Annotated in this window: 25 protein-coding genes; 11 read left to right on the forward strand and 14 right to left on the reverse strand. The window is 38.9% G+C overall.

Annotated features, from left to right (window positions below):
• Positions 1 to 9 precede the first annotated feature (9 nt).
• Both ACOKFG_RS05050 and ACOKFG_RS05055 read right to left on the reverse strand, forming a co-directional pair.
• Positions 10 to 1635, reverse strand: coding sequence for a RagB/SusD family nutrient uptake outer membrane protein (locus tag ACOKFG_RS05050; RefSeq protein ID WP_298793479.1), 1626 nt, complete (start codon positions 1633 to 1635; stop codon positions 10 to 12).
• 19 nt (positions 1636 to 1654) lie between these two features.
• Positions 1655 to 4798 carry a SusC/RagA family TonB-linked outer membrane protein gene (locus ACOKFG_RS05055; RefSeq protein WP_422861955.1) on the reverse strand — a complete coding sequence of 1048 codons (3144 nt, stop codon included), beginning with the start codon at positions 4796 to 4798 and terminating at the stop codon, positions 1655 to 1657.
• Positions 4799 to 5179: 381 nt separating this feature from the next.
• On the opposite strand from ACOKFG_RS05055, the gene ACOKFG_RS05060 reads away from it, so the two are divergent.
• From ACOKFG_RS05060 to ACOKFG_RS05070, 3 genes are read left to right on the forward strand one after another with little or no spacing between them, the layout of a single operon-like run.
• Positions 5180 to 6202: a LacI family DNA-binding transcriptional regulator gene (locus tag ACOKFG_RS05060; RefSeq protein ID WP_299171870.1), complete on the forward strand. Its 1023-nt coding sequence runs from the start codon at positions 5180 to 5182 to the stop codon at positions 6200 to 6202.
• Between the two features lie 59 nt (positions 6203 to 6261).
• Positions 6262 to 8565, forward strand: a complete 2304-nt coding sequence (locus ACOKFG_RS05065; RefSeq protein ID WP_422861956.1) for a glycoside hydrolase family 65 protein — start codon at positions 6262 to 6264, stop codon at positions 8563 to 8565.
• Positions 8562 to 10433, forward strand: a complete 1872-nt coding sequence (locus ACOKFG_RS05070; protein ID WP_299486573.1) for an alpha-amylase family glycosyl hydrolase — start codon at positions 8562 to 8564, stop codon at positions 10431 to 10433. Before ACOKFG_RS05065 ends, ACOKFG_RS05070 begins: the two co-directional genes overlap by 4 nt.
• A 53-nt stretch (positions 10434 to 10486) precedes the next feature.
• Here the strand turns inward: ACOKFG_RS05070 and ACOKFG_RS05075 are convergent, their stop codons facing one another.
• Complete coding sequence (locus tag ACOKFG_RS05075; protein ID WP_298793485.1) at positions 10487 to 10909, reverse strand: hypothetical protein; 423 nt, start codon at positions 10907 to 10909, stop codon at positions 10487 to 10489.
• A gap of 193 nt (positions 10910 to 11102) precedes the next feature.
• Here ACOKFG_RS05075 and ACOKFG_RS05080 point away from each other — a divergent pair, with 193 nt between their 5' ends.
• Together ACOKFG_RS05080 and ACOKFG_RS05085 are read left to right on the forward strand one after the other, a co-directional pair.
• Positions 11103 to 11852 carry a glycerophosphodiester phosphodiesterase gene (locus ACOKFG_RS05080; protein WP_422861957.1) on the forward strand — a complete coding sequence of 250 codons (750 nt, stop codon included), beginning with the start codon at positions 11103 to 11105 and terminating at the stop codon, positions 11850 to 11852.
• A complete protein-coding gene (locus ACOKFG_RS05085; protein WP_422861958.1) occupies positions 11852 to 13129 on the forward strand; it encodes an NAD(P)/FAD-dependent oxidoreductase in 1278 nt (425 codons plus the stop codon). Before ACOKFG_RS05080 ends, ACOKFG_RS05085 begins: the two co-directional genes overlap by 1 nt.
• Here ACOKFG_RS05085 and ACOKFG_RS05090 read toward each other — a convergent pair.
• Both ACOKFG_RS05090 and glpK read right to left on the reverse strand, forming a co-directional pair.
• The gene (locus ACOKFG_RS05090) at positions 13126 to 13854 is read right to left on the reverse strand and encodes an MIP/aquaporin family protein (RefSeq protein WP_422861959.1); all 729 of its coding nucleotides are present in this window, start codon (positions 13852 to 13854) and stop codon (positions 13126 to 13128) included. The genes ACOKFG_RS05085 and ACOKFG_RS05090 overlap by 4 nt on opposite strands.
• An 11-nt stretch (positions 13855 to 13865) precedes the next feature.
• A complete protein-coding gene (gene glpK / locus ACOKFG_RS05095; RefSeq protein ID WP_422861960.1) occupies positions 13866 to 15362 on the reverse strand; it encodes a glycerol kinase GlpK in 1497 nt (498 codons plus the stop codon).
• Positions 15363 to 15433: 71 nt separating this feature from the next.
• Here glpK and ACOKFG_RS05100 point away from each other — a divergent pair, with 71 nt between their 5' ends.
• On the forward strand, positions 15434 to 15973 hold the full coding sequence (locus tag ACOKFG_RS05100) for a DUF1697 domain-containing protein (protein ID WP_299171892.1): 540 nt from the start codon (positions 15434 to 15436) through the stop codon (positions 15971 to 15973).
• Between the two features lie 5 nt (positions 15974 to 15978).
• On the opposite strand, the gene ACOKFG_RS05105 is transcribed toward ACOKFG_RS05100, so the two are convergent.
• Positions 15979 to 16455, reverse strand: coding sequence for a TspO/MBR family protein (locus ACOKFG_RS05105; RefSeq protein ID WP_299171895.1), 477 nt, complete (start codon positions 16453 to 16455; stop codon positions 15979 to 15981).
• Positions 16456 to 16549: 94 nt separating this feature from the next.
• Here ACOKFG_RS05105 and mvaD point away from each other — a divergent pair, with 94 nt between their 5' ends.
• From mvaD to ACOKFG_RS05125, 4 genes are all read left to right on the forward strand, one after another.
• Complete coding sequence (mvaD, locus tag ACOKFG_RS05110) at positions 16550 to 17632, forward strand: diphosphomevalonate decarboxylase (RefSeq protein WP_299486566.1); 1083 nt, start codon at positions 16550 to 16552, stop codon at positions 17630 to 17632.
• A gap of 76 nt (positions 17633 to 17708) precedes the next feature.
• Positions 17709 to 18647: a mevalonate kinase gene (locus tag ACOKFG_RS05115; RefSeq protein ID WP_299486564.1), complete on the forward strand. Its 939-nt coding sequence runs from the start codon at positions 17709 to 17711 to the stop codon at positions 18645 to 18647.
• A gap of 9 nt (positions 18648 to 18656) precedes the next feature.
• A complete protein-coding gene (locus ACOKFG_RS05120) occupies positions 18657 to 19562 on the forward strand; it encodes a geranylgeranylglycerol-phosphate geranylgeranyltransferase (RefSeq protein WP_298793494.1) in 906 nt (301 codons plus the stop codon).
• Entirely contained in the window at positions 19562 to 20512 is a 951-nt protein-coding gene (locus tag ACOKFG_RS05125) for a carbon-nitrogen hydrolase family protein (protein WP_422861961.1), read from the forward strand. The genes ACOKFG_RS05120 and ACOKFG_RS05125 overlap by 1 nt, the downstream gene beginning before the upstream one ends.
• 476 nt (positions 20513 to 20988) lie before the next feature.
• On the opposite strand, the gene ACOKFG_RS05130 is transcribed toward ACOKFG_RS05125, so the two are convergent.
• On the reverse strand, positions 20989 to 21402 hold the full coding sequence (locus tag ACOKFG_RS05130) for an MFS transporter (RefSeq protein ID WP_298793496.1): 414 nt from the start codon (positions 21400 to 21402) through the stop codon (positions 20989 to 20991).
• Between the two features lie 139 nt (positions 21403 to 21541).
• Here ACOKFG_RS05130 and ACOKFG_RS05135 point away from each other — a divergent pair, with 139 nt between their 5' ends.
• Positions 21542 to 22384 (forward strand): pseudouridine synthase, encoded by an 843-nt coding sequence (locus ACOKFG_RS05135; protein ID WP_298793498.1) that lies wholly within the window; start codon positions 21542 to 21544, stop codon positions 22382 to 22384.
• Between the two features lie 12 nt (positions 22385 to 22396).
• Here ACOKFG_RS05135 and ACOKFG_RS05140 read toward each other — a convergent pair whose 3' ends face one another.
• The 7 genes from ACOKFG_RS05140 to ACOKFG_RS05170 all read right to left on the reverse strand — a co-directional run bounded on the left by ACOKFG_RS05140 (position 22397) and on the right by ACOKFG_RS05170 (position 26416).
• Positions 22397 to 22831, reverse strand: coding sequence for a VOC family protein (locus ACOKFG_RS05140; protein WP_422861962.1), 435 nt, complete (start codon positions 22829 to 22831; stop codon positions 22397 to 22399).
• A gap of 111 nt (positions 22832 to 22942) precedes the next feature.
• Positions 22943 to 23881, reverse strand: a complete 939-nt coding sequence (locus ACOKFG_RS05145) for a LuxR C-terminal-related transcriptional regulator (RefSeq protein ID WP_422861963.1) — start codon at positions 23879 to 23881, stop codon at positions 22943 to 22945.
• 211 nt (positions 23882 to 24092) lie between these two features.
• Positions 24093 to 24566, reverse strand: coding sequence for a hypothetical protein (locus tag ACOKFG_RS05150; RefSeq protein WP_298793502.1), 474 nt, complete (start codon positions 24564 to 24566; stop codon positions 24093 to 24095).
• Positions 24563 to 24979: a MoaF-related domain-containing protein gene (locus ACOKFG_RS05155; RefSeq protein WP_298793503.1), complete on the reverse strand. Its 417-nt coding sequence runs from the start codon at positions 24977 to 24979 to the stop codon at positions 24563 to 24565. Before ACOKFG_RS05155 ends, ACOKFG_RS05150 begins: the two co-directional genes overlap by 4 nt.
• Before the next feature lie 17 nt (positions 24980 to 24996).
• Positions 24997 to 25431 (reverse strand): cupin domain-containing protein, encoded by a 435-nt coding sequence (locus ACOKFG_RS05160; RefSeq protein ID WP_299486553.1) that lies wholly within the window; start codon positions 25429 to 25431, stop codon positions 24997 to 24999.
• Positions 25432 to 25440: 9 nt separating this feature from the next.
• Positions 25441 to 25986, reverse strand: coding sequence for a nuclear transport factor 2 family protein (locus ACOKFG_RS05165; RefSeq protein WP_422861964.1), 546 nt, complete (start codon positions 25984 to 25986; stop codon positions 25441 to 25443).
• A gap of 25 nt (positions 25987 to 26011) precedes the next feature.
• Positions 26012 to 26416, reverse strand: coding sequence for an ester cyclase (locus ACOKFG_RS05170; protein ID WP_422861965.1), 405 nt, complete (start codon positions 26414 to 26416; stop codon positions 26012 to 26014).
• Between the last annotated feature and the right edge of the window lie 62 nt (positions 26417 to 26478).

Here is a 26478-nt window from a genome sequence, read left to right on the forward strand (position 1 = left end):
CAGGGAATTTTAGTAACCTGGATTCTGAACCAAGCTTGGATTTGCCAATATTTGAGGCAGTGGAATCGGGAACAATTGTCTAGTAGCATTACCTATTTCAGATGATACTTTAAACTCCCAATCTCTGGTGTATTGTCCAAAACGAATCATATCGTTTCTTCTCCAACCTTCAACAAAAAGCTCACGAGCTCTTTCGTCAAGTAATTCGGTTTCACTAACGCTTCCAAATGGAGCAACTCCTCTGATTGCGCGAAGTTCATTAACCAAAGTAGTTGGGTTTCCACCACTTCTCATCAACGCCTCAGCTTTCATCAAATGAGCATCAGCATATCTAAACTGTACACTGTGGTTTGTAAATCCACCGAAACGCGGATTGTACTTCATAACACGAATACCAGTTTTCTCATCATTATTGATAAGGTTGGCTGCACCAGTACCGTCAACAAAACCTCTGGAGAATTCCAGTGGATTACCTTGTCTGTCTTCAAGCGGTGTACCGTCCAAATCATATTGCTGCCCTAAAAGGAATCCAAAACCAACGTTAGATCCATCTTCAAAGCCTTCGTTGTCAGAAGTGTCATCTCTACCTGTAAAGGAAAGTCCCATATTTGGAACACCACCTCTACGCTCTTCTTGACCATCTAAAGGAGTAAGGTCTAAATCAGATCTGTTGCTGTTTGGGTCTCCTTCGAATAAATCGAAATACTCAGCCAGCGTACTAAATCCGTTCCAACCACCACCTCCAATAGAGGTTGAGTTGTAGTGAAGACCATTGAAAATTCTATTTCCAACACCTGTTTCTGCCCACCAAATGGTTTCGCTATCTGAACTTTGCTTAAAAATATCAAAATATCCAGCTTGCAAAGCAAATCCATCTGCAGCAATTTCATCTACAAGCGAAATTACCTCAGCCATATCAGAGCTAGCAGCAGAACCACCACCACCTGTCAATTGGGTATCATAGATATGACGATTCAAAAGCACTTTTGCTCTTAAGAACCTTGCAGCAGCTTTAGAAGCCCTATTAAGTTGGTCTCCGGATCCGGCTGCAACTGTAGGTAGTCCAGAGATTGCAGCTGTTAAATCAGTTAAGATAAAATCAACGGCGGCAGCTCCTGATAATACTTCTGGTACTGAAGTAGAGGGAAGCTGGGTATCTCTGAAAGGTACTTGTCCATAAAGGTCTAAAATAGTCCACATGGAATATGCCCTCATGAAGTATGCTTGCGCAGCATCATCAGCAGATGCACTACTTCTTGCATCCAAAATTTGTGATGCCAGAAGCTGGTTCGCGTTCCATTGATCGAAAGGAGTAACGATGTCCGTTTCTTCCAATCCCCATTCATGTTGGTGTAATTTTCTCCAACGACCATTATCACCCCAATCCGCACCACGGGTTGGAATTAAAAGGGCATCTGATGTCACTTCCCTAAGAGCGAAAGTATTGGCTTGGTCACCCAAATGTCCGTTAGCAGCATTGAATAACTGATCTACGGAAGAAGATGGATTCTCAAGACCTTGGAAACCTTCACTTATAAAGGAATCGCTCTCATCAATCTCTAGGTCTGTACATGAGGTAAACCCCAGGCACAACGTGAGAGCAATTGCGTAAAATTTAACTTGATTTCTTTTCATGATTCTACAATTTTTTTATTTAAAATGATGCATTAATACCAAAAGTAACAGTCAATGGATTTGGGAAAGAAGTCCAATCGATACCTCTACTTGGAAGCGAAGCTTGGTTCAAATTACCAGTGTTGGTAGTTACTTCAGGATCTATACCACTATAGTCAGTTATCAAAAAGAGGTTTTGACCAGTTAGAGATAACTTAAGGGTTTTAAAGGCCCCTTCACCACTTAGAGGAACATTATATCCTATGGTTGCGTTCTGCAATCTAACAAAATCTCCTTTTTCCAAGAATCTTGTAGAAACAGCGGTTGATGCACTGGATGCTTCGCCAGCACCTGCGGCGTCAACTGTAATATTCCTAGAAGTATTCAACTGACCTGCATTGAAAAGTGCATTTGCAGTGTTGTTGTATACGGAGAATCCGAACTGACCAGCAAGGAATGTGCTGATATCCCAGTTTTTATGGCTGAAATTCAAAGATAAACCAGAAGTGACTTTCGGAAGACCACTCTCATCTACGAAGGTCTTATCGGCATCAGGATCACCTACACCGTTACCATCGATATCCGTATAAACTGGGTTTCCGCTTGAGTCAAACCCTTCAAATATGGCAACATAGTAAGAGAATAATGGCTGACCAGCTTCAAAACGCTGGGCAAAAGCACCTGAAAGACCAGGACCGTTAATCGGGCCTAGGTTGATGGCACCCTCAAAATCTTTAATTTCGTTGTCATTGAATGCGATGTTGAATCCGGCAGAGAAAGAAGTATCATCTGATTGGATAAAGTCATAGTTCAAAGCAACTTCAAGACCTTGGTTGATTACACTTGCATCCACATTACCAAACTGGAATGGATTGGTAGATGGAGCAGCTGGAGGAGTCTGTAACAAGATGTCTTGTGTGTCTCTACGGTAAACGTCGATACTACCACTGAATCTGTCATCATTGAAACCGAAGTCCAAACCAACGTTAAAATCTATAGTTTCTTCCCATCTTAAGTCAGGCTGATCCGTTGCTACAATGGACAAACCATTCGGGTTAAGATCTCCATTGTTTTGGATTGATGCTAAATTTAGAAGCGCAAAACGTTGTCTAGCAACAAACTGCCCATATCCAAGTCCGTCTTGGTTACCGGTAATACCGGCACTTAATCTTAGTTTCAACGTAGAAAAAGAATCACCTACAAAATCCTCTTCACCCAATTGCCAAGCAAAAGCACCTGAAGGGAAGTATCCATATTGATTTTCAGGACCAAATCTTGAAGAACCATCAGCTCTCATTGTGGCGGTAAAAAGATACTTGCCACTTATTGAGTAATTAATCCTTCCAAAGAAAGATTGTAACTCATCAGTGTTGTCAAAATTATCAAACACTAAAGATTGAACTCCTCTGTTGAATTGGAATCCAACATTATCAGTCGCAGATGACGGGAAAAGACGGTTAATAGTCAAATCGGGTCTGTTTGGTGCATAGTAGAATTGTTGGAATGAACCATCAATACTTGCATTTGCATCACTCACAGTCTGCTTTATATCAGCTCCCATAAGGTCAAGGTCTGTTCTACCAAAACCTCTTGCTGCTGAGTTAAATCCAAAGTTTCTAAATTCTTGGTAGGCGTAACCAACGATTACATCAAGATTAGAGTTATCAAATTCCTTCTTATAGTTCAACGTGGCTTCCAAAAGTAGGTTTTCACGTTCAAGACTGTTGAATGTTCCAGCACCTAATCCTGAAATTCCGTTGACATTAAAAATGTCGCTAGATAGTACAGAAACGTTTTCACTATCAGAAACATCATAACCAAGATTTACCTTACCGGTCAATTCTGAAGTAAAATCATACTCCGCGGATCCGTTCAATAAAATTCTATTGGTATTTGTAATGTTCTGCGTATTTTGAAGATAGTTGGCTGGGTTTGTTAAACCACCGCCTGGATCTACAGTTGGATCGTTTGGAATTGTTGGGTTGGCGGAATAAGCAGCACCCAAGATGTCACCTCTAAACCCGGCATTACCTTGCAATGGAGGTTGTTCCCTGTTGGTTCTTGAAATCGTTGACTGGACTGAAACTTTCAATTTGTCATCCAAAAACCTATGATTCCAATTTAATCTTCCTGAAATTCTCTCGAATTCAGATTTCTCTACAACACCAAACTGATCTTGGTACCCGAAAGTAGCCCTAACATTTCCAGAACCGTAGTTGTGAGAATAAGCAAGGTTGCTAGAATTGGATACCGAAGTTCTCAAAATAGCATCTTGCCAGTTTGTATTTCCTCCAAAATCTACACCAGCAGCGGTTCCTCCGTTAGCCACAATAGCGCCTAGGAAACCTTCTCTGTCCAATAAATCGTATTCTCTTACCGGCGTGGAAATACTCAAGTTAGTGCTGAACTCAAGAGTTCCACCGGCACCAGCTTTTCCACTTTTGGTTGTAATGATTACAACACCGTTCGCACCTCTAGAACCGTAAATGGCTGTCGCAGATGCATCTTTCAAAATACTGATACTCTCGATGTCATTAGGGTTAAGGAAGTTAAGTGGGTTACCCACCGCACTGTTATCATCAAGTCCTCCACCCGAAGTACCTTGTGCATCCGTGTTTTGACCAAACAATGGAATACCATCAACAACAAATAATGGATTGTTGTTGGCACGTACCGAGTTGGCACCCCTAATGTTTACCTGTATGCCAGCACCAGGCTCACCACTTGTTTGAGCGATGTTGACACCAGCAGTTTTACCTTGGATCAATTGTTCTGGAGAGGAAATTACCCCACCGTTAAAATCATCAGACGACACAGACGTTACCGAACCTGTTGCATCCTTTACCGTTGTTGTACCGTAACCAATAATGACCACTTCATCCAATGCTTGCGCATCTTCTTGAAGGGTAACATTGATGGAGGCCTGTCCGTTATAAGAGATTTCTTGAGTGCTGAAACCAATATAACTGAAAACCAAAACTGAACCATTATCAACGTCGTTCAGTGTGTAATTACCATCAAAATCCGATTGGGTACCGTTTGTCGTACCTTTTACCAAGACACTAGCTCCTGGTAGTGGACCATTAGCATCAGAAACAGTACCTGATACCGTCTGTGCCTTGGCCGCATTGAAGCATAAGAATGCCCCAAGCAACATCAGGCTTTTTAGTAGCGTAATCTTCATAAATAATTAATTTAAGTTTAGTTAATTTTAATTCAAGTGTTAAACATATGTAAAAAAAGTAGTATTCGAAATCTTAGCGTTTGATTAGTATTGAACGAAAACGGTTTCGTGTTAATAACTTTGTGTGTCATGAAAGTTTGACAAAATTTAAAGATTTTTTTTGTACAAATCACAACCGTGGTATAGAAAAAAAAGGAAAAATGTAATTTTTGGGCTAATATACCATTTTTATTTATTTCGACGGTTTAACGGTTGGAAAGGATTTAGTTTCAATTTTTTAACCTTTTGTTAAAACTCCAAATCAAAGATGTATTGTTGCAAAATGAAATAAGTTAATTCAAATTTTAGCACTAAATTGTACAGTCAAAACGCGAAGCACTATTGAAAGCAAAAATTACTTTAAAAGATATTGCGAGAGAATTGGAAGTTTCGATTTCCACGGTTTCGAAGGCTCTAAAAAATAGTGAGGAAATAAGTAGGGATACCAAAGAAAAAGTGCAGGCTTTTGCAAAGCTGTACAATTACAAGCCCAATAACATTGCTATTAGCCTTAAAAATAAGAGAACCAAGAATATTGGGGTGGTAATTCCGGCCATTGTTCATCATTTTTTCACTACTGTAATCCGTGGAATTGAGAAATACGCTAATGCCCATGGGTATAATGTCATAGTATGCCTCTCAGAAGAGTCCTTTGATAAAGAGGTGATTAATATGGAAATGCTGGCAAATGGAAGTATTGATGGGTTTATTATGTCACTTTCCTCTGAAACTCAACAAAAGGGAGACTATAACCATCTTAAGGAAGTAACGGAACAGGGAATCCCTGTGGTATTGTTCGACCGAATCACCAATGAAATAGATTGTGATAAGGTTGTTATTGACGACCAGTTTGGGGCATACATGGCTACCAAAAAATTGATAGACCAAGGAAGAAGAAAAATCGCCTTGATAACGACTGACGATTACCTAAGTGTTAGTAAGGCAAGAACAGAGGGCTATCGCAAAGCATTCGAAGAGAGTGACATAGAGATCAATGAGTCTAGGATACTTAAATTATCGACTATGGGAATAGTGGACGAAGAACGTATTCAGGAATTTTTTGACTCCAATGAAGTTGATGCCGTGCTCTGCGTAAATGAAATTTTTACAGTTTACAGTATGCGATTGGTGCAGGAAAAAGGGCTTAATATTCCAAATGATATATCGTTCATCGGATTTACCGATGGCAAACTCTCAAAATACGCCAACCCAAGTCTGACTGTTGTTGCTCAACATGGTGAAAAAATGGGAGAGATTGCTGCCCAGATGCTCATAGATAAGGTAGAAAGTGAAAAAGAAGAAGAATCCTTCCAAACCAAAATTTTGGAGCCCACTCTAGTAATTAGGAACTCCACAATCAATTAATTTTATAGTCTTTAAAAAGGCGAACACATTTGTTTAAGTATACTCATTATAACTAACTAATGAACCAGGATTATATTAAGGTGGACCCGTGGTCCATTATCGAAGATAGTTTTGACCCAGAAACAGTCAAATCCTCCGAAAGTCTCTTCAGTATAGGTAACGGAGCTATGGGGCAGCGGGCCAATTTTGAAGAACACTATTCCGGAGAAACATTTCAAGGAAGCTATATCGCAGGAGTGTATTATCCAGATAAGACCAGAGTAGGGTGGTGGAAAAATGGCTACCCCGAGTATTTCGCTAAAGTATTGAATGCACCCAATTGGATTGGTATTGATGTATATATTGATGGCGAACCATTGGATCTGAACACTTGTACCAAGGTCTCAAAATTTCGACGTGAGCTAAATATGAAAGAAGGGTGGTACCAAAGAAGTTTCGAGGCCACCTTGCCAAATGAAATCGAAGTGTCTGTCAATATCACTAGATTTTTAAGCTTGGATTTAGATGAAATCGGCGCTATTAAAATGGAATTGGAGTTGTTAAACACCAATGCAAAGGTGAAGCTAGTGCCATATTTAGATAGTGGTATTACTAATGAAGATACCAATTGGGATGACAAATTCTGGAATACCACCGGAATTCAATATGAAGGAAATAGTGCCTTTCTAGAAGCACATACAATGAAGACCAATTTTGCGACCTGTACATATATGCAGGTGGATGCGCAATATTTGGGCAACGCTTTGAATCCAAAGTTTGGAAAACAGGAAGAAACCTATGTTTCGTTGGATTTTGAAGAGCAGATTGCCAAAGGCTCTAAAATTTCGCTTGTCAAATTTGGGGGTTACACAGTTTCAAGAAATCATAAAGAATCCGAATTGGTCAATGCGGCTAAAGAAGTACTGCAACAAGCAACCGATATTGGATTTGACGGCTTGCTCCAAAAACAAAAAGATGCCTGGTCCAAAATATGGGAGATGAGCGATATCACTATAAAAGGTGATACGAAAGCACAACAAGGTATTAGATTTAATATTTTTCAACTCAATCAAACTTACTTAGGAAAGGATTCTCGATTGAATATCGGACCAAAAGGATTCACGGGAGAGAAATATGGAGGGAGTACCTACTGGGATACAGAGGCGTATTGTTTGCCTTTTTATATGGCCACAAAAAATCAAGAGGTAGCATGGAGTCTTTTAGAATACCGTTACAATCATTTAGAAAAAGCTATTGAAAATGCTGAGAAACTTGGCTTTTTAAATGGGGCGGCATTGTATCCTATGGTTACTATGAATGGAGAAGAATGTCATAACGAATGGGAAATCACTTTTCAGGAAATCCATCGGAATGGTGCAATTGCTTTTGCCATTCATAATTATCACAGGTTCACAGGAGACTATAGTTATATTCCAAAAATGGGATTGGAAGTCCTTATTGGTATAGCAAGATTCTGGCATCAAAGAGTAAACTTTTCGCAGGATAAGAATAAGTATGTTATGCTCGGTGTAACAGGACCTAATGAGTACGAAAACAATATCAACAATAACTGGTATACAAATTATTTAGCGAAGTGGTGTCTTGAGTATGCCTTGGAGCAATTAAATACGGTGAAGTCAGATTATACTTCAGATTATGAGCGCATCATATCCAAAACAAGATTGACCGAGTCCGAAACAAGAGATTGGTCAAATGTTGCAAACAACATGTATTTTCCGTATGCTGAAAAACAAGGAGTTTATCTTCAGCAAGATGGATTTTTGGATAAAGAATTAATCAAAGTCAATGATCTTGATAAGTCGCAACGACCTATAAATCAAAAATGGAGTTGGGACAGAATTTTGCGTTCCCCCTATATAAAACAAGCCGATGTGCTTCAAGGATTTTATTTCTTTGAAAGTGACTTCACCATTGAGGAGCTAGAAAAACACTTCGACTTTTATGAACCGTTTACAGTTCATGAATCTTCACTTTCACCCTGTGTACATAGTATTCAAGCCGCTAAATTGGGAAGAATGGATCAGGCCTATACTTTTTATTTGAGAACATCCCGATTAGATCTTGACGATTATAACAAAGAGGTAGAAGAAGGCCTGCATATTACATCCATGGCAGGTACTTGGATGAGCATTGTGGAAGGATTTGGCGGAATGCGTATCCAAAACGACCAACTTTGCTTTACACCCCAAATACCAAAACAGTGGGAATCCTATTCCTTTAAAGTCAATTTTAGAAATCAGATTGTTACGATAACTGTTTCAGGCCAAGAAGTGAATTTTGAAATTTCTGGGGATAAAGAACTCATAATTCTGGTGAACAATAAGCCAATAACCTTAATTCCCGGAAAAATTAGCAAAGCATGAAAAGAATCCTCCTTAGTATAAGTTGTTTAGTACTTGGAGTGGTATTGTCATGTCAACATAAAACCGATAAAAAACCAGAAGTATACACAATGAAAAAGAAGACCGTTGTTTATCAGGTTTTTACCAGACTTTTCGGAAACACCAACACCACCAATAAGCCATGGGGGACAATTGAAGATAATGGTGTTGGCAAATTTGCCGATTTCAACGAAAAAGCTTTACAAGAAATAAAGGATTTGGGAGTAACCCATGTTTGGTACACGGGAGTTCCCCATCATGCCCTAATCAATGATTATACAGCACATGGTATTTCCAATGACGATCCTGATGTGGTAAAAGGACGTGCTGGTTCACCGTACGCCGTAAAGGATTATTACAATGTAAACCCTGATTTGGCACTCGATCCTTCCAATCGATTGGAAGAATTCAAGGCTTTGATCAACAGAACGCATGCTGCGGGAATGAAGGTTGTGATTGATATTGTTCCAAATCATGTAGCGCGTAACTATCATGGATTGACCAATCCTGAAGGAGTATCCGACTTTGGGGCCAATGACAATAATTCGGTTGAGTATGATGTCAACAATAATTTCTACTACATCCCTAATTCAGAATTCGAAGTACCTGAATGGCAAAACGAGTATGTCCCTTTGGGAGGTGAAGAGCATAAAATTTCCAACGGAAAGTTTAATGAAGTTCCTGCAAAATGGACCGGGAACGGTTCCAGACTGGCTCAACCCCATTTTAACGATTGGTACGAAACTGTAAAAGTAAACTACGGGGTAAGACCGGATGGCACCAAAGATTTTGACCTCTTGCCTGAAGGTTTTGATAAGGAAGATTATAAAGCGCATTTCTCGTTTTGGGAAGAAAAGACCGTTCCCGATTCCTGGACCAAGTTTAAAGATATTGCTTTGTATTGGTTGGATTTTGGAGTAGATGGTTTTCGATTTGATATGGCCGAAATGGTTCCTGTCGAATTTTGGAGCTATCTCAATTCCAACATCAAAATGAAAAACCCAGAAACCTTTTTGTTGGCTGAAGTATACAACCCAAACCTTTATCGGGATTATATTCATAAGGGAAAAATGGATTACCTCTATGATAAAGTTGAGCTGTATGATAGCATTAAACATATTATGAAAGGTTATGGTTGGACAGACCATATTCCGGTAGTGCAAAAAGGGATGGCCGATATTGAGCATCACATGTTGCACTTTCTAGAAAATCATGATGAACAACGTATAGCTAGTACCGATTTTGTGGGCAATCCAGAATTGGCAAAACCGGCCATGGTGGTTTCGGCTACGATTAGTACCTCACCCACAATGATATATTTTGGTCAGGAAGTCGGTGAGCCAGGGGCAGAGGATGCGGGATTTGGCAAACCAACGCGCACATCCATCTTCGATTATATTGGAGTACCTCACCATCAACGTTGGATGAACAACAAAAAATTTGATGGAGGACAACTTTCAGAAGATGAGAAAAAGCTCAGAGATTTTTATAAGCGGCTTTTAAATTTTACTATCAACAGTGAAGCCTTAATGGGGAGGTATCAAGAAATTCACTTTTTCAACAAGGAAAATACCGCTAACTATGATCATAGAGTATTGTCTTTTGTTCGTTGGTCGGAAAATGAAAAGTTGGTTGTTATCTCCAATTTTGACAAAACAAACTCCTATACTTTTGATTTGAAAATTCCTAATAACATCATTAGAGAATGGAAGCTCCAGGGAGGTAGTTATACTTTAGAAGAAGAACTGTACAAAGAATATAGGGGAACTTTAAAGATTAATGATGGACAGGGAAGTATGGTATTGGAACTGCAACCCCTTGAATCATTTATTTTTAGAATTCTGGAATAAAAAAGGTGGACCGCTTTGCGGTCCACCAATGGTTTAGGGTCGGTTAGTTTAATTTACCCCTCTTTGGTAGCTGTTTTTTGATATATCAATCCTATCACGGCACCGATAATTCCATAGAAAACAACTTCAACAATGCTGTTGACCAAGGTACCGGTCATGTCCATCATTCCCATTACGGCGTGATTCAACAATCCCATTCCAAATCCCATAAAGACTCCAATCCATACTCCAAACTTGAGACCTTCTTTAGCACTATGATGGCCTCTGGCCCATTTACTATAGACAGAACTAAGTACAAAAGCCATGATTACATTGGAAGCTGCTATCAGCCCCATATTCATATTTTCATTCAAAAAATTCTTAAGCGTATGCTCGGCAAAAAAATCGGCAAGCAAAAATTCCCAAATGCCGTACCCAAGAAGGAACATTGTTACGAATGCACCTAAGGTGGCCAATAAGTTAGATTTTGAAAACATGTTAGTTATTTTATTGGTTATTAATTTGGCAAAAGTATCAAATAAATTTTAACATATTAATAATATTAATCACAATATACTATCAAAATAATATAATGGAGCAAAAAAATTGATATTGTCATATTTTACAAAGGGCAAGAATTTCATTTTCAAATTGTATTTTTAGAAACTATTACAAACCAAAAAAATGAAAATGAGAATAAACCTACTATGGGCCGCTATGGCCACCTTTTTATGTACAAGTTGCAATATGAAAGACCCAATTTTGGTTATAGGACATCGGGGAGCGATGGGGCATGAGACAGAGAATACATTGGCATCGATTCAAAAGGCTTTGGATTTGGGTGTTGACATGATAGAGATTGATGTATTCAAAATTGCAAGCGGAGAAATCGTTGTATTTCATGATGAGAGGGTCGAAAGATTATCCAACGGAGGTGGACGTATTGAAGAGTATAATATCGTGGATATGAAGCAACTTACCTTAGACGGGAACCACAAAATACCTTTGTTGCAGGATGTACTGAAACTTATAAATAACCAAGCGGCTTTGAATATTGAACTTAAAGGTGCGGATACCGCAGATAGGGTAAATTTCATTGTTGATTATTACAGTAGGGAAAGAGGATGGAACGCTGAAAACTTCATCATCTCAAGTTTTAAATGGGATGAATTAAGGAAAATGCGCGAATTGAACAATAGCATTAGAATTGCAATTTTAACAGAAGAGAATCCAATTGATGCCATTCCAATTGCCAAAGAACTTAAGGCAGAGGCCATAAATCCAGGTTTTAAAACCTTAAATCCAGAGAATGTATCAGAAATGCACAATGCGGGATTTAAAATATACACTTGGACCGTCAACGAAGCTGAGGATATCCAAAAAATGAAAGACCTCGGTGTTGATGGTATAATTAGCAATTTCCCAGAGCGGGTGCATTAATGTTTGATGTAATAATCGTTGGAGGTGGAGCTGCTGGATTTTATGCTGCTATCCATATTGCGGAAAAATCTCCTCACCTTAAAATCGCAATTTTTGAACGGGGAAAAACCGTACTTTCCAAGGTGAAAGTATCGGGAGGTGGACGTTGTAACGTCACCCACGGAGAATTTTTACCAAATGAATTGGTTGCCAACTACCCCAGAGGGCAAAAAGAACTATTGGGCCCGTTTCATACCTACGCTCCTTCCGATGTGATATCATTTTTTGAAGAGCGGGGAGTACCTCTAAAAATCGAAGAAGATGGCCGTGTTTTTCCGCAAAGTGATTCTTCTCAATCCATTATTGATTGTCTTCTGTCAGAGACAGAGCGGTTGGGGATTAAAGTACTAAGAAACAGTGCTGTAAAACAGTTGAAAATGGCTGACGATGGCAAAAGATGGCAAGTCACTACGATGAACAAGCACTATTTTGCAGATACATTGCTTTTAGCAACGGGAAGTAATACCAAGATTTGGAAGATGTTGGAAGAATTGGGACATCGGATAGTTCCACCAGTACCATCTTTGTTCACCTTCAATATTGATGATAAAAGGCTAGATGGAATTCAAGGTGTAAGCACAAGAGCGATGGCTCATATTCCATCAAAAAAAATGTTTGCTTCCGATATTAAAATAAAACTCAGGAGTGCGAATAAAGAAGAACCGGTATTGGAATCAGAAGGACCTGTTTTAATTACCCATTGGGGTCTAAGTGGTCCGGCAATTCTTAAACTCTCTGCTTGGGGGGCCAATATTTTGCATGATTATAATTATAGGTTCAGGGTCATTATCAACTGGACGCCCGACTATACGACAGGGTCTATGGAAAACTATCTAAGGGAGGTTAAAAATGTGGAGGCAAAAAAAACAGTTTTGAGGACCAAAGCAGTCGAGATACCCAGAAGATTGTGGGTTAGTTTGGTAGGTGCGTCGGAAATTGAAAAGGATTTGAAATGGGCAGATGTTACCAAAGAACAATTGCAAAATTTAGCAAAACAATTGACAGAATGTTCCTTTATGGTAGAAGGGAAGAGTACTTTCAAGGAGGAATTCGTGACCGCTGGAGGTGTAGACCTAAAGGAAATTAACTTCAAAACTTTTGAGAGCAAAAAATTTCCCGGTCTTTATTTTGCTGGAGAAATCATAAATATTGATGCCATCACAGGGGGATTCAATTTTCAGAATGCATGGACAGGGGCATATATTGCTGCTCAGTCCATAAGTTCAAAAAAAAGCTAACGAAGTAAAATCGCAATCCCGGCTGCTATTGCTGCTCCCAAAATAGGACCAATAACAGGAATCCATGAATAACCCCAGCCATTATCTCCTTTGTTTTTAAGTGGCAATAGAGCATGAACAATTCTTGGTCCTAAATCCCTTGCAGGGTTAATAGCATATCCCGTGGTACCACCTAACGACAAGCCAATGCCCCATACTATCAGAGCCACTGGCAGAGCTCCCAAAGATCCCAATCCTATGATGGTATTATCTTTTGTAGAAACCGCATCTGTAAAATAAAGCACGGCAAAGACCAATACAAAAGTGCCTATGATTTCAGTCAGGATATTCGAAAATAGGTTTTTGATAGCGGGAGCATTGCAGAAAACACCTCTTTTGGTATTCCCATCTTCTGTGGCATCAAAATGAGGTTTATGTGTTAGCCAAACCATAAAGGAGCCCAGCATGGCACCAATAAATTGTGCAATGATGTAACTAGGTGCATCAAATATTGAAAACTCTCCGGCTATTGTAAGTCCAATAGTAACTGCCGGATTCAGATGAGCACCACTATATGGACCCGCAACAACTACCCCGGTGTAAACTGCAAATGCCCATCCAGTGGTAATTACAATCCATCCAGAACTACTACCATAAGTATCTTTAAGCGAAACATTGGCATTCACACCACAGCCTAGTAAAATCAGTAGAAAAGTACCGACTATCTCGGCAATAAAAGGAGTCATATTTATTTGGTTTAGTTATTTTTTGTCCAATGTTCCAAAGCTTCAATCGCTCGGTACCATCCTTTGATTCCCGAGTCGATCGTTTCTCTTTCAATAGATGGGTTAAAACGGGTGTCAGTTTGCCAGATATCCTGTATTTCCTCAGGACTTTTCCAAAAACCAACGGCCAGTCCGGCTAGGTAGGCTGCACCCATTACTGTGGTTTCCACAATTTTTGGACGAACAGTTACGGTATTCAATACATCAGATTGAAACTGCATCAGCATGTTGTTTACTGTGGCGCCGCCATCAACCCGAAGCTCTTTGACCGAAATACCGGAGTCCGCTTCCATTGCCTTTAATATATCCATAGTTTGATACGCTATTGATTCCAAAGATGCTCGTGCGATATGGGCATCCGTGCTGCCTCGAGTCAACCCAAAAATAGTTCCTTGCGCATGTTGATTCCAGTGTGGAGCGCCCAAACCGGCGAAGGCTGGGACGAAATAAACTCCGTCAGAACTTTCTACCGAAGCAGCCAACGCTTCAATATCGGAAGAAGATTCTATTATTTTTAAACCATCCCTTAACCATTGCACTACGGCTCCGGCAATAAAAATGCTGCCCTCGAGTGCGTACGTCGTCTTCCCATTTATCTTCCATGCTACTGTGGTAAGGAGATTATTTTTGGAAACAATGGGCTTTTCACCAATGTTCATTAGCATAAAACAACCTGTCCCATAAGTATTTTTTACCATTCCTTGTTTGGTGCACATTTGTCCAAACAATGCTGCCTGTTGATCCCCGGCTATGCCGGCTATTGGAACATCAGAGACCACAAAATCAGAACTGCTATTTCCATATACTTTACTAGACTGCCTTACTTCCGGGAGCATGCTTTCCGGGATATTGAACAATTCTAAAAGTTCCTCATCCCATGTCATTGAATTGATATTGAATAGTAAGGAACGGGAAGCATTGGTCACATCAGTAATATGAAGGGATTCCTTGGTCATTTTCCAAATAAGCCATGTGTCAATTGTGCCTAAGATAAGATCTCCTGCTTCAGCTTTGCTGCGAGCCCCATCTACATTGTCAAGAATCCATTTTACCTTGGTCCCTGAAAAATAGGCGTCAATCACCAAGCCTGTCTTTTCTCGAATCCATTGTGACTTTCCCTGACTTTTCAATTCATCACAATAGGTTGCGGTTCGTTTGTCTTGCCAAACAATGGCATTGTAAATAGGTTCTCCAGTGTTCTTATCCCAAACGACCACAGTTTCACGCTGATTGGTAATTCCAATAGCCGCGATATCAGTTCCAGTTAACTGCTGTTTGTTTAGTGCTTCAACAACCATTCCTGCTTGCGTATCCCAAATTTCATTTGGATCGTGCTCTACCCATCCAGGTTTCGGAAAAATTTGTGTAAATTCTTGCTGGGCAACGGATATAATGGTTCCTTTTTTGTCAAAAACCACGGCTCGGGAGCTAGTAGTACCTTGATCTAAGGCTAGAATAAATTGACTCATTGTGGTTATTTTAGCGTGCCTGAATTTAATAAAATAAATTGGGTAAGCTAATCGAACATAATTAACAAATCATGAAATCGTATATCGCCTTTCTCAGAGGGATAAATGTCAGTGGCCAGAAGAAAATTAAGATGGCCGATTTAAGGGTGGCCCTGGAAGAAAATGGATTCGCTGAGGTTCAAACCTATATTCAGAGTGGAAACATTGTTTTTAAAAGCGATCAATCCAACCGTGGAATTCTTGAAGATGCGATAGCCAAAACGATCTTATCCAAATTTGGATATGATGTTCCAGTGTTGGTTTTGAGCTCAGAAGTGTTGTCAAAGATTTTAAAGGAAAACCCTTATGCAAATGAACAGGAAAAGAAAGGACTGTATTATGTACTTCTTAAAACCAAACCGGACCCGGATTTGGTCAGTGAATTCTCTAAGGTAGAATTTGAAAATGAAGATTTCAACATTACAGACACTTGCGTTTATCTGAACTGCAAAACCGGATATGGAAAAGCTAAACTAAGTAACAACCTTATTGAAAGAAAATTAAAGGTTCAAGCTACTGCCCGGAATCTCAGGACCATGGAAAAAATGGCGGAACTGGTAAAAAGTATCTAGTACATTTAGTTTAACATCCAAATGTTATAGTTGAGTACCGTGGCAAAGCTTACCCAAAGTAAATATGGAATCAATAAATAAGCAGCCAGTTTACTTACTACCTTGAACCATCTCATTGTCAAGATTATTAAGGTGAGCAAGGCAAGAATCACTAAGAGTGCCCAAAACGGACTTTTCAATCCGAAAAAAACAATACTCCAAAGTGCATTTAACAGCAATTGGAACCCAAAATGATATAAGGCCGTTTTCACCCAAACATGATGGAATCCTTTAGACCACACTATACCAGCTGAAATTCCCATAAGAACATATAAGATGGTCCAAACAGGAGCAAAAATGGAATTTGGCGGGTTAAAACTTGGCTTGTTTAAGGTTGTATACCAGTCATTCACCGAACTTTGGGTAGCAAAGCTGGAAAGAAAGCCTATCAAAAGACAGATGGCTACAGCAATTCCAATATTGACAATTTTCTTTTTTTTCATGGTTGGCGCAACTCCGTCTAAAATAAGAATTTATTTGTATCCGTTAGATGTGATGCCGACGGCTTCAATTATATTTGTCCAAAAGGTTTAGTCCATGACGCAAAAAGACTTTCTGCCGAAACAGTATGCAGATTTGCCAACTGAAGGAAAAATTACATGGAAAGCACCAAGCAATATCGCTTTGGTAAAATATTGGGGCAAAAAAGAAAATCAAATTCCAGCTAATCCATCTATAAGCTTTACACTGGATGCATGCGCAACCACCACCACTGTTACTTTTACAAAAAAAGCAGATAAAACTGGTTTTTCATTTGATTTGCTCTTGGATGGTGAACCTAAAGAAGATTTTAAACCTAAGATTCAGACTTTTTTTGAACGTGTCCATGATTTCCTCCCATTTTTAAAATCGTATCATTTTAAAATTGAAACCTCCAATACCTTTCCACACAGCAGTGGAATTGCTTCTTCCGCAAGTGGTATGGCAGCCTTATCACTTTGCTTAATGGATATTGAAAAGCAACTTGATTCAAGTTTGAACCAACAATTTTTCAATAAAAAAGCTTCCTTTTTGGCTCGGCTAGGGTCCGGGAGCGCTTGCAGAAGTATTGAAGGTGACTTGATTCAATGGGGAATGCACACCGGAACAGCTAAAAGCTCCGACTTGTTTGGAATCCAGTATCCATATGAAGTCAACGAGGTCTTTAAAAATTATCACGACACCATTTTATTGGTACATAAAGGTGAAAAGCAAGTGAGTAGTACGGTGGGGCATAATTTGATGCATGACCATCCTTTTGCACAGAATAGGTTTAAACAGGCTCATGGAAATCTTGATAAGCTTAAATCCATTTTTTCAGAGGGAGATTTGGAAAAATTTATTGAAATTGTTGAGAGTGAAGCACTTACACTTCATGCCATGATGATGACTAGTATGCCTTATTTCATTCTTATGAAGCCAGACACCATGGAAATCATCAATAAAATATGGAGTTTTAGAAAAGAGACTAAAGTCCCCATTTGCTTTACCTTGGACGCTGGTGCAAATGTGCATGTGCTATATCCCGAGGCAGTGAAAGAAAAGGCTATTCAATTTATTCAGAATGAATTGGTTGCGCATTGCGAGAATGGACACTATATTTGCGATCGCATAGGCAATGGAGCCCGAAAACTAAATTAAAGTCAATAAACTATTATTTTTGTTCATTGTTTTATAAATGTGATTGAACAAAAATAATTGTATCTTAGTGCAGCATATGAAAGGACCCTTATTTTATTCCAAGATTTTACTCTTCGGTGAATATGGTATCATTAAAGATTCCAAAGGACTCTCCATTCCTTATAACTTTTTTAAGGGCGCTCTTAAGACGGATGATAATCTCTCCAATCAGGCAATTGAATCCAACAAAAGCCTAAAAAATTTCACGGAGCATTTAAGAAATCTTGAAAAAGAAGAGATAGGATTGGTACAGTTCGATTTGGAAGCTTTGGAAAAAGATGTAACCAACGGAATGTATTTTGATAGCTCTATTCCACAAGGATATGGTATTGGGAGTAGTGGAGCCTTGGTGGCAGCTATCTACGATAAATATGCCAACGAAAAAATTACAGTCCTAGAAAATCTTACTCGAGAGAAATTGTTGAAGCTCAAGGAGATTTTTGGGAAAATGGAATCTTTCTTTCATGGTAAATCTTCCGGTTTAGATCCCTTGAACAGTTATTTGAGCCTGCCCATCTTAATCAATTCCAAAGATAATATTGAGTCGACCAGTATACCTTCACAAAACAAAGAAGGCAAAGGGGCGGTTTTTTTATTGGATAGTGGAATGACGGGCGAAACGGCTCCAATGGTGCAGATTTTCATGGAAAAAATGAAGCAAGAAGGTTTCAGGAATATGATTAAAAATCAGTTTGTGAAACATACTGATGCCTGTGTTGAAGATTTCTTGAGTGGTAACATCAAGTCACTGTTTGGCAACTTAAAGCAACTTTCACATGTAGCCTTTGATCATTTCAAGCCCATGATTCCTAGTAAGTTTCACAACTTATGGCGTCAGGGAATTGAAACAAATGACTATTACCTCAAACTCTGCGGATCAGGTGGTGGAGGTTATATTTTAGGCTTTACACAAGACTTTGAACAAGCGCAAAAAGCGCTTGAAGGACACAAATTGGAAGTGGTATACCACTTCTAAACCCAGTATATGCTTAGTAGAAAAAATAGACTCCTGCTGTTTAAGCTGTTGAGTTTATTTTCCGTAGTGCGTGGATATAATATTTTGGTAATCACCATTGCCCAATATTTAGCTTCCATCTATATTCTATCACCCAATTTGCGATTGCGCGAGGTGATTCTTGACCTTAATTTATTCCTAATTGTAACGGCCTCCGCACTGGTTATCGCAAGCGGCTATATCATCAATAATTTTTACGACGCTGAAAAGGATTTGATCAATAAGCCAACCAAAAGTATGTTGGATAGACTGGTAAGCCAGCGGTTTAAGCTTACGACCTACTTTATTCTGAATCTTTTGGCGGTATTTGCGGCTAGCTACATCTCTTTTAGAGCGGTTTTTTTCTTTTCCGCTTACATTTTTGGAATTTGGTTGTATTCCCATAAACTAAAACGGATTCCATTTATTGGGAATTTGGTTTCTGCCTCATTGGCCATTGCTCCCTTTTTTGTGGTCTTTGTGTATTATCAAAATTTTGAACAAGTAATATTCGTGCATGGCATGTTTTTGACTTTGCTCATTTTGGCTAGGGAAATGATAAAGGACCTTGAGAATATGGCGGGAGATATGGCACAGAATTATAAAACTATTCCAATTTTATATGGCCCAAGATTTTCGAAAATTCTAATTGGTCTTCTTGTCCTATTGACCTTGGTTCCTTCTCTTTTACTCATCAATTTTTATGATATCGGAGATATGCACATCTACTTTTATGGTTGTATTTTTCTACTAGGTCTTTTTATTATTTTGTTATGGAAGTCCAAAGGCAAAAAGCATTATGTTTGGCTTCACAATATTCTCAAATTCGTTATCGTTGCTGGGGTTTTCAGTATTTTATTGATTGATGTGGATTTGGTCTTAAATAGAATTTTATAATGGAGAATCTTTTGAAGGTGGCCATGGCGCAAATGGCACCAGTTTGGTTGGACAAGCAGGGAACAATTGAAAAAATAAAATCGACAATCCAAGAAGCTGCTTCCAATGGAACGGAACTGTTGATTTTTGGCGAAGCTTTTTTGCCAGGATATCCCTTTTGGCTCGCCTATACCGAAGGCGCCGCTTGGGATTTAAAAGTTAACAAAGAATTACACGCACATTATACTCGGAATTCTATTCAGATTGAAGCCGGAGAATTAGATTCCATATGCCAACTGGCAAAAGAAAATAGTATGGCCATTTATTTGGGAATGATGGAACGGGCCAAAGATCGCGGAGGACATAGTTTGTATTGTTCCTTGGTTTATATCAATGCCAATGGCGTAATAAAGTCTGTGCACCGTAAGTTGCAACCCACTTATGACGAAAGACTGACTTGGGCACCTGGCGATGGGAATGGCCTTCAAGTACATCCTCTAAAACAATTTACCGTAGGCGGACTCAACTGCTGGGAAAATTGGATGCCCTTACCGAGAACCGCTTTGTACGGGCAGGGCGAAAATTTACACGTTGCCGTATGGCCAGGCGGATTGCATAATACCAAAGACATTACTCGCTTTATCGCCCGTGAATCACGAAGTTTTGTGATTTCCGTTTCGGCTTTGATGCGTACTTCCGATTTTCCAAAGGATACTCCACATTTGGACAAAATCTTGGAGAAAGCACCATCAATTTTGGCCAATGGAGGATCTGCAATTGCCGGCCCCGATGGAGAATGGATCGTTGAGCCTGTTGTGGACAAGGAAGGATTGATCTACGAAACATTGGACTTTAATCGTGTGTATGAAGAAAGGCAAAATTTTGACCCAGTTGGCCATTACTCAAGGCCTGATGTTACAAAGTTAAAAGTGAATCGAGAGCGACAATCTACCGTCGAATTTGAAGATTAGCACCAAATTGTTATGGGGATGGCACGTACACAATTGTAGGGATTAATTTTGCCAGGCCGATCCCAAGACAAATATATAAGTAGCCCATCCGCCTGTTAGAATTAATAATAGTATTGCAATGCTCAGTACTATTTTAGCCAATACATTTTTTTTGCTTTTCAAGGATAGTACGGACAGTATTAACGGAACAAAAAATAATAAAGGGAATAGTAGCACCCAATTACCTGGAAAAAGCTTCCAAATGAAAGGGCTGTCCTCAATAATCAATAAAAAAAGTAGTACCAAAATTAATAGGCTTAGTATTGATATACTGTTTAATATGTTGCTTTTGTTTTTCACCACGGTATGAATTGATGCCAAATTGGTTTGAGAAGTAAGTTCGGGAATCTTACCATAAAAATTCAATATCAGTTTATGGATGTTGCCTCCCGGTTGACTAATGGTTGAGGAATTTAGATTGGCACTCCTTTTCTCTCTTATTGAATCACAGCATCAAAGTCTCTTTTCATGCCCTCTTTTGAGGGTTTTAGGAATACCAAATAGACAATCAGTAATAAGCCAATAACAATTAGTTCGGGCTTTACAAAAAGAATCACAAAGGCAGCTCCTTCTACAACGGCCCATCGTATGAGGGATGCAGTTTGGTAAACCCCTATTTTGTCTTCCAGCGGTAATCTTTTATCTGCATTTTTAAGTTGTTGTTTGTACAGAAAGTTGCCTAAAAATATGGCCGCTACCGGTATCAATAAAAAAGGATACGTTGATGATTCGATTTCTGGGATCTGGAAAAAATCAAAATTTAGCAAGTTACCCGCAAAAAAATAGGCCAAAACAAGACCAAGTATTAGGGCGATATGAATTGTTTTTACTGCTTTTAGTTTTTCTTCCATGTAGATTTTGTTTAAAGGATGAAAATTCCATGAAAAATGAAGTTCGGAAAAATTTAGCTAAAAATCCAACACTGAATGATTGTTGATAAGATGCTTTGGGGAAATAAAAAGGACTACTTTTGCAAAAAATTTATGACTGATGGCGAAATCAGACTATAACAGAGGCAAAAGACCTTCTGGAAACTCACAAAAAAGAAATCCAAAGAAACCATTCCCTAAAAAAGAAGGATTTCGAAATAAACCTCAAAAACCGGCGCAGAAATCAAACCCTGATGAAATTCGATTGAATCGCTATGTTGCCAATGCTGGTATCTGCTCCCGAAGAGAGGCGGACACTTATATTGCTGCTGGCAGTGTTTCGGTCAATGGTAAGGTGGTTACAGAAATGGGATACAAGGTGAAGCTGTCCGATGATGTGCGGTTCGATGGACGAAAACTCAATCCAGAGAAAAAGGAATATATTCTGCTTAACAAACCTAAAAACTTTATTACCACAACCAGTGATGAAAAGGGCAGAAGGACGGTAATGGAGTTGGTATCCAATGCCTCGAATTCCCGATTACTTCCTGTCGGACGTTTGGATCGCAACACCACTGGATTGTTGGTTTTTACCAACGATGGTGATCTCACCAAGAAATTGACGCATCCCACCTACGGTGTTCGAAAGATTTATCATGTGCATTTGGATAAAAATCTGGCCTTGGCCGATTTACGGAAAATCCAAGACGGACTTACCTTGGACGATGGTAAAGTTTCCGTGGATGACGTCAGCTACATTCAAGGAGCTCCCAAAAAGGAGATTGGTATTGAAATCCATAGTGGACGAAACCGTATTGTAAGACGTATTTTTGAGCATCTGGATTACAAAGTGACCAAATTGGATCGGGTAATCTTTGCTGGACTAACCAAAAAAGACCTCCCACGCGGTCACTGGCGCCATTTGACCGAGCAGGAGGTAGTGAACTTAAAAATGATCAAGTAGTTCGCTTTTTGATTATACCGTAACTTGGTTACTATAGTTGTTGCGCTCTTCTGGCAACTCGCTGAGGTACTGCACAAACTCAAACTGATTACCATCGGCATCGGCAAAATAATCCCTGATTCTGAATTGCTCAACCTGCTTTGGATAATCTCGTTTGTATCCGGCATCCAATAGATTTTGTGCTATTGCTTCCACATTCTCAACAACAAAACCCATATGGTTTATTCCAAGGGTGTCATAGTTCTTGTTCGCTTTTAGGTCACTGTACTTTGCCTGGTTAATCGCAATATAGGTATCATCATCACCGAGGTGCACCCATTCCCTAGTGTCGTTGCCGCCACCCCTAATTTTAAAATGGGGGAATGCAGTTTGAAAGAAATTAATGGCTTCTTGAATATTATTTACAGTGATATTGGCATGTTCCAAATAGATATTTCTTGTTTTCATAAGTACTTTGTTTTGGTGAATTACAAAGGTCAAAAGAGAAAAGAAGATGTGGAATGAACCTATGTACAGAAATAACACTGTACTTAAGTACAGGTTGAATAGTAGTAGGAATTAGATGCTAAAAAGCCCCCTTTTTAGCGCTACATCCACAGCTTCCGTTCTATTGTCCGCATGCAGTTTTGAAAGTATGGCAGTGACATGGAATTTTACAGTACGCTCCGTAATGTACAGCTGTTTGCCAATTTGCTCATTGGTGAGTCCTTTTTTTATAAGGGTTAGCACTTCCAACTCACGTTTGGTCAAGGGCATTTCCGGATAACTGAGCCGGCCTTGAGTTGCACTTGATTCATATTGAGCAGTTTCCGAAAGCAATAGCCTTAGTTGCTCCTGTAACTCAGTAGTTGTTTTGAGCGCTTCCTTTATTTTTGCTTTGTCGCTTTGGGTACTTTTGAGATTGGAGATAATGGCTTCCATTTGAGGAGTAAAAACCCGATCCAATACATCATGTAGCGATGTGTCAGATACTTTGTTTTGATTTCCATAGGATTGCTGTAATCGGGTACGCTGCACAGCGGTACCCACCAATTCACTAACGGTGTTTAAAATCGTGAGTTCTTTTTCCGTTAATTGACGGGTTTCCTTACTCAATAGATTAATGAGACCCACTTTTTGTTTGTTGACGATGACTGGAATAGTCGCATGAAACTTAAGCCCTTGGGTCCCAAAGTCGATATTCTGTAACCTAGTGCAAGCCACTTCACTAATATTCATGGCCTGGTCGATATCATCGGATAAATACTGTTTGATACAATAGCACCCTCCGGATAATCGTTCTGGGTGATTGCTAAGGGCAGGGGGCAGGTTATAGGAAGCGGCCAGATAAACCGATTTGTTACCCGGTTCGGTAAGCCATACCCATCCAGTTTCCAAATCAAGGATTTCCACCATCTTCTCCAACGATTTACGCAGTGCGGAATGCAACGAAAATTCCTTGTTCAGGTGACTAGCTATTTCATACAGATGAAAAAAATAGTCCTTATCCTTCTTCATACCTGAAAACTACTAATAAAAAGCAGGATTGTTAAGGTAAACCGAAAAAAAACTATCCGTCTATGTAAGACATATACTTATAAGCCTTGTGTGTAAAAAACAGTAAACTTTATACACTAACTTTTATGTTGGAAAAGAGATAACGACAAAACGTAAACCATTGGGTAGATACTTAAATAGTTGTTGTTGACTACTATGCTATCAAACTTTCTTAGACGAATTCTATATTTTTTTGCCTCCCAATTTTGAAGAAAAGTTTATAATATTTTGGAGCTAATAAAAGAACAAAAAACAGAAAATCAATTATTGTTTGAATTATTGGTATGAGCAGGGGATTCATACCCTCTTTAACAATAGATGGAGGTCCAACAATAGTGGTCGTGATAAAATTTCCGAAATGATCGACAATTGAGATTACTAGGTATACAATGGTAAAGGTCCAAGTTAATAATCCGCGAAATTTTAAGATACTTAGTACAAGGGGCAGAGCTAAAACTGCGGCAAAGATATCGAGGTATGCCGGATACATCCACGCTAATGATTCCTCTCCTCCATTAATGTCATTAATTAAATTTATAGCAATAAACCTAGAAACCTGAAGTAAAATCCAAATAACAAGTCCGATAAAAAACAATTTTTCATCTTTTTTAAGGTCCTTTAGTTTAGAGGTTGTGCCCATGTTCATTCTTTATTTTTGGTTACATGTTCGATGACACCTGATTGAAAGCCTAAAAAAGGGTTTTCACTAGTATATTTGGATAGGACGGAGACTGCACAAGAGTTGCTATTAAAATTATATACCATAGTCACAAAATTTTTGGTATCCGATTCATGCCAATTAATTAAATAGATTCCGAAATCCACCTTTTTAGATTTATAAGGATAGGTTTTAGCAGGTTGATCCATGTTTCTTCCATTTAACCACTTATAAGTCATGTTGTCGTTTTCAAACGATATATCAATAGCACCAGCGTTTTGATATTGAAATGTAAAACTTGTCCCATTCAATAAATGCTCTTCCTTATCCAAGCTGTTTTGAGCCTGTAAAAAGGAAGCAAAACCAAAAGCAAAAAGACATAAAAATTGTATTGTTCTCATATTTAATTAAAGGGTAATCAATCCTCGTAAATATCAAATTCGGCGGAAACGGATTTCATTAATTCTGCATCTTCAAAATCACTATCTGACATTTTTGATAACCGCTCTAGGTACAGGTCGAATTGACCTTTCTGAAAAATAGATAGCATCTTACCACCATCCTTGCAGCTTGCGGCATGCCAAACGTTAGGAGGTACAGTTACCGTGTCTCCCGGTTTTGCAATAATAGTTTCATTATCAAAAATCAACTCAACTTCTCCCTCTAGTATATAGAAGATTTCGGTCATAATTTTATGATGATGTCTGGCGAGGTAAAAACCTGGCTTTAACTTGTCTTCAACAAAACTCAATGCTCCTTTTGTGTGTCGAGAAGAAAGCTTTATAAAACAATGATCTTGCGAATAATTGTAATTTTCTCCTTCTCCATTTTTTATTACTTCAAATGCTTCCATAGCCATGAGTTATTTTGAATGATATGTTTTGGAAACCTCCAGACTGTCCTCAAACCAATTCCATAGTATTATCTTCCCGTCCTTTACTTTTACCCTTAAGGCATATGTGAACTCTTTTGTTTCCTTATTTGAATGACTTAGTAATCCAACCATTTGTCCAAAGAATGCTGCTGTATCACCACTTGCAAATCCATCTGTTGGCTCCCATTTTTTGGTAACGAAACCTGCTCCAAATGCAGGAAAAAATTCTTCCAATATTGCCTTTTTACCCGTCCAAGGGCCCATCCACGGTAGGTCGGAATCTCCAGCATTTTGCCACACCATGTCTTCATGCATAAGGTCGCTCATCGTTTGCATATCTCCTTTGCCCATAGCGGACATAAAAGCATTTGCTAAATCTAAAGTCGCTTGTGATTGCTCAAGCAATTTATCATTTGCAGTCATTTCTTTTACTTCAGTTGCTGTTTCATGTTCAGCTTTCACATCATTTTTTTTAGCTGTTTCACAGCTCCCAAAAGTTAAAGCCATGACAATGCATACTATTAATTTTTTCATCTTGATTTTTAATTAAAAAATGTTATTACTGTAATTGTTTCATGGCGGTTCCCCAATCTTCCAAATGATATACTTCCATAACTTTTCCGTCAATAACGGTATGCACATCAATGGTCATAATGCTAAATGATTTGGTTCCATCCGTGGGCAAGCCCATAAAATCTCCTTTGGGAGTGCCTGAGGCTAGGCTTCTTACAACATATTTGTTCCCTTCGTTGATTACCTCCTGAGGTGTCCATTGCAAATCTGGGATCAGCTTCCAAAAAAACCCTAATTGTCCAGTTAATTGTTCTTTTGATTTGTTTTCAATGGAACCTTTAGAAACAAAATTATCCGCCAAAATGGTATTTAGTATTAATTCAGGAGTTGTTTCGGCATTTACGGTCAATGCTTTTTCGTAAAATGCGTTCAATGCCTCTCTATTTGTCATGGACATAATTTTAAACAGTTAATTCTGCAAACTTAATTTGATAAGCTATTTTGCATATGGTA

The sequence above is a fragment of the Flagellimonas rhodophyticola genome (assembly GCF_049332665.1).
Lineage (GTDB): Bacteria > Bacteroidota > Bacteroidia > Flavobacteriales > Flavobacteriaceae > Flagellimonas.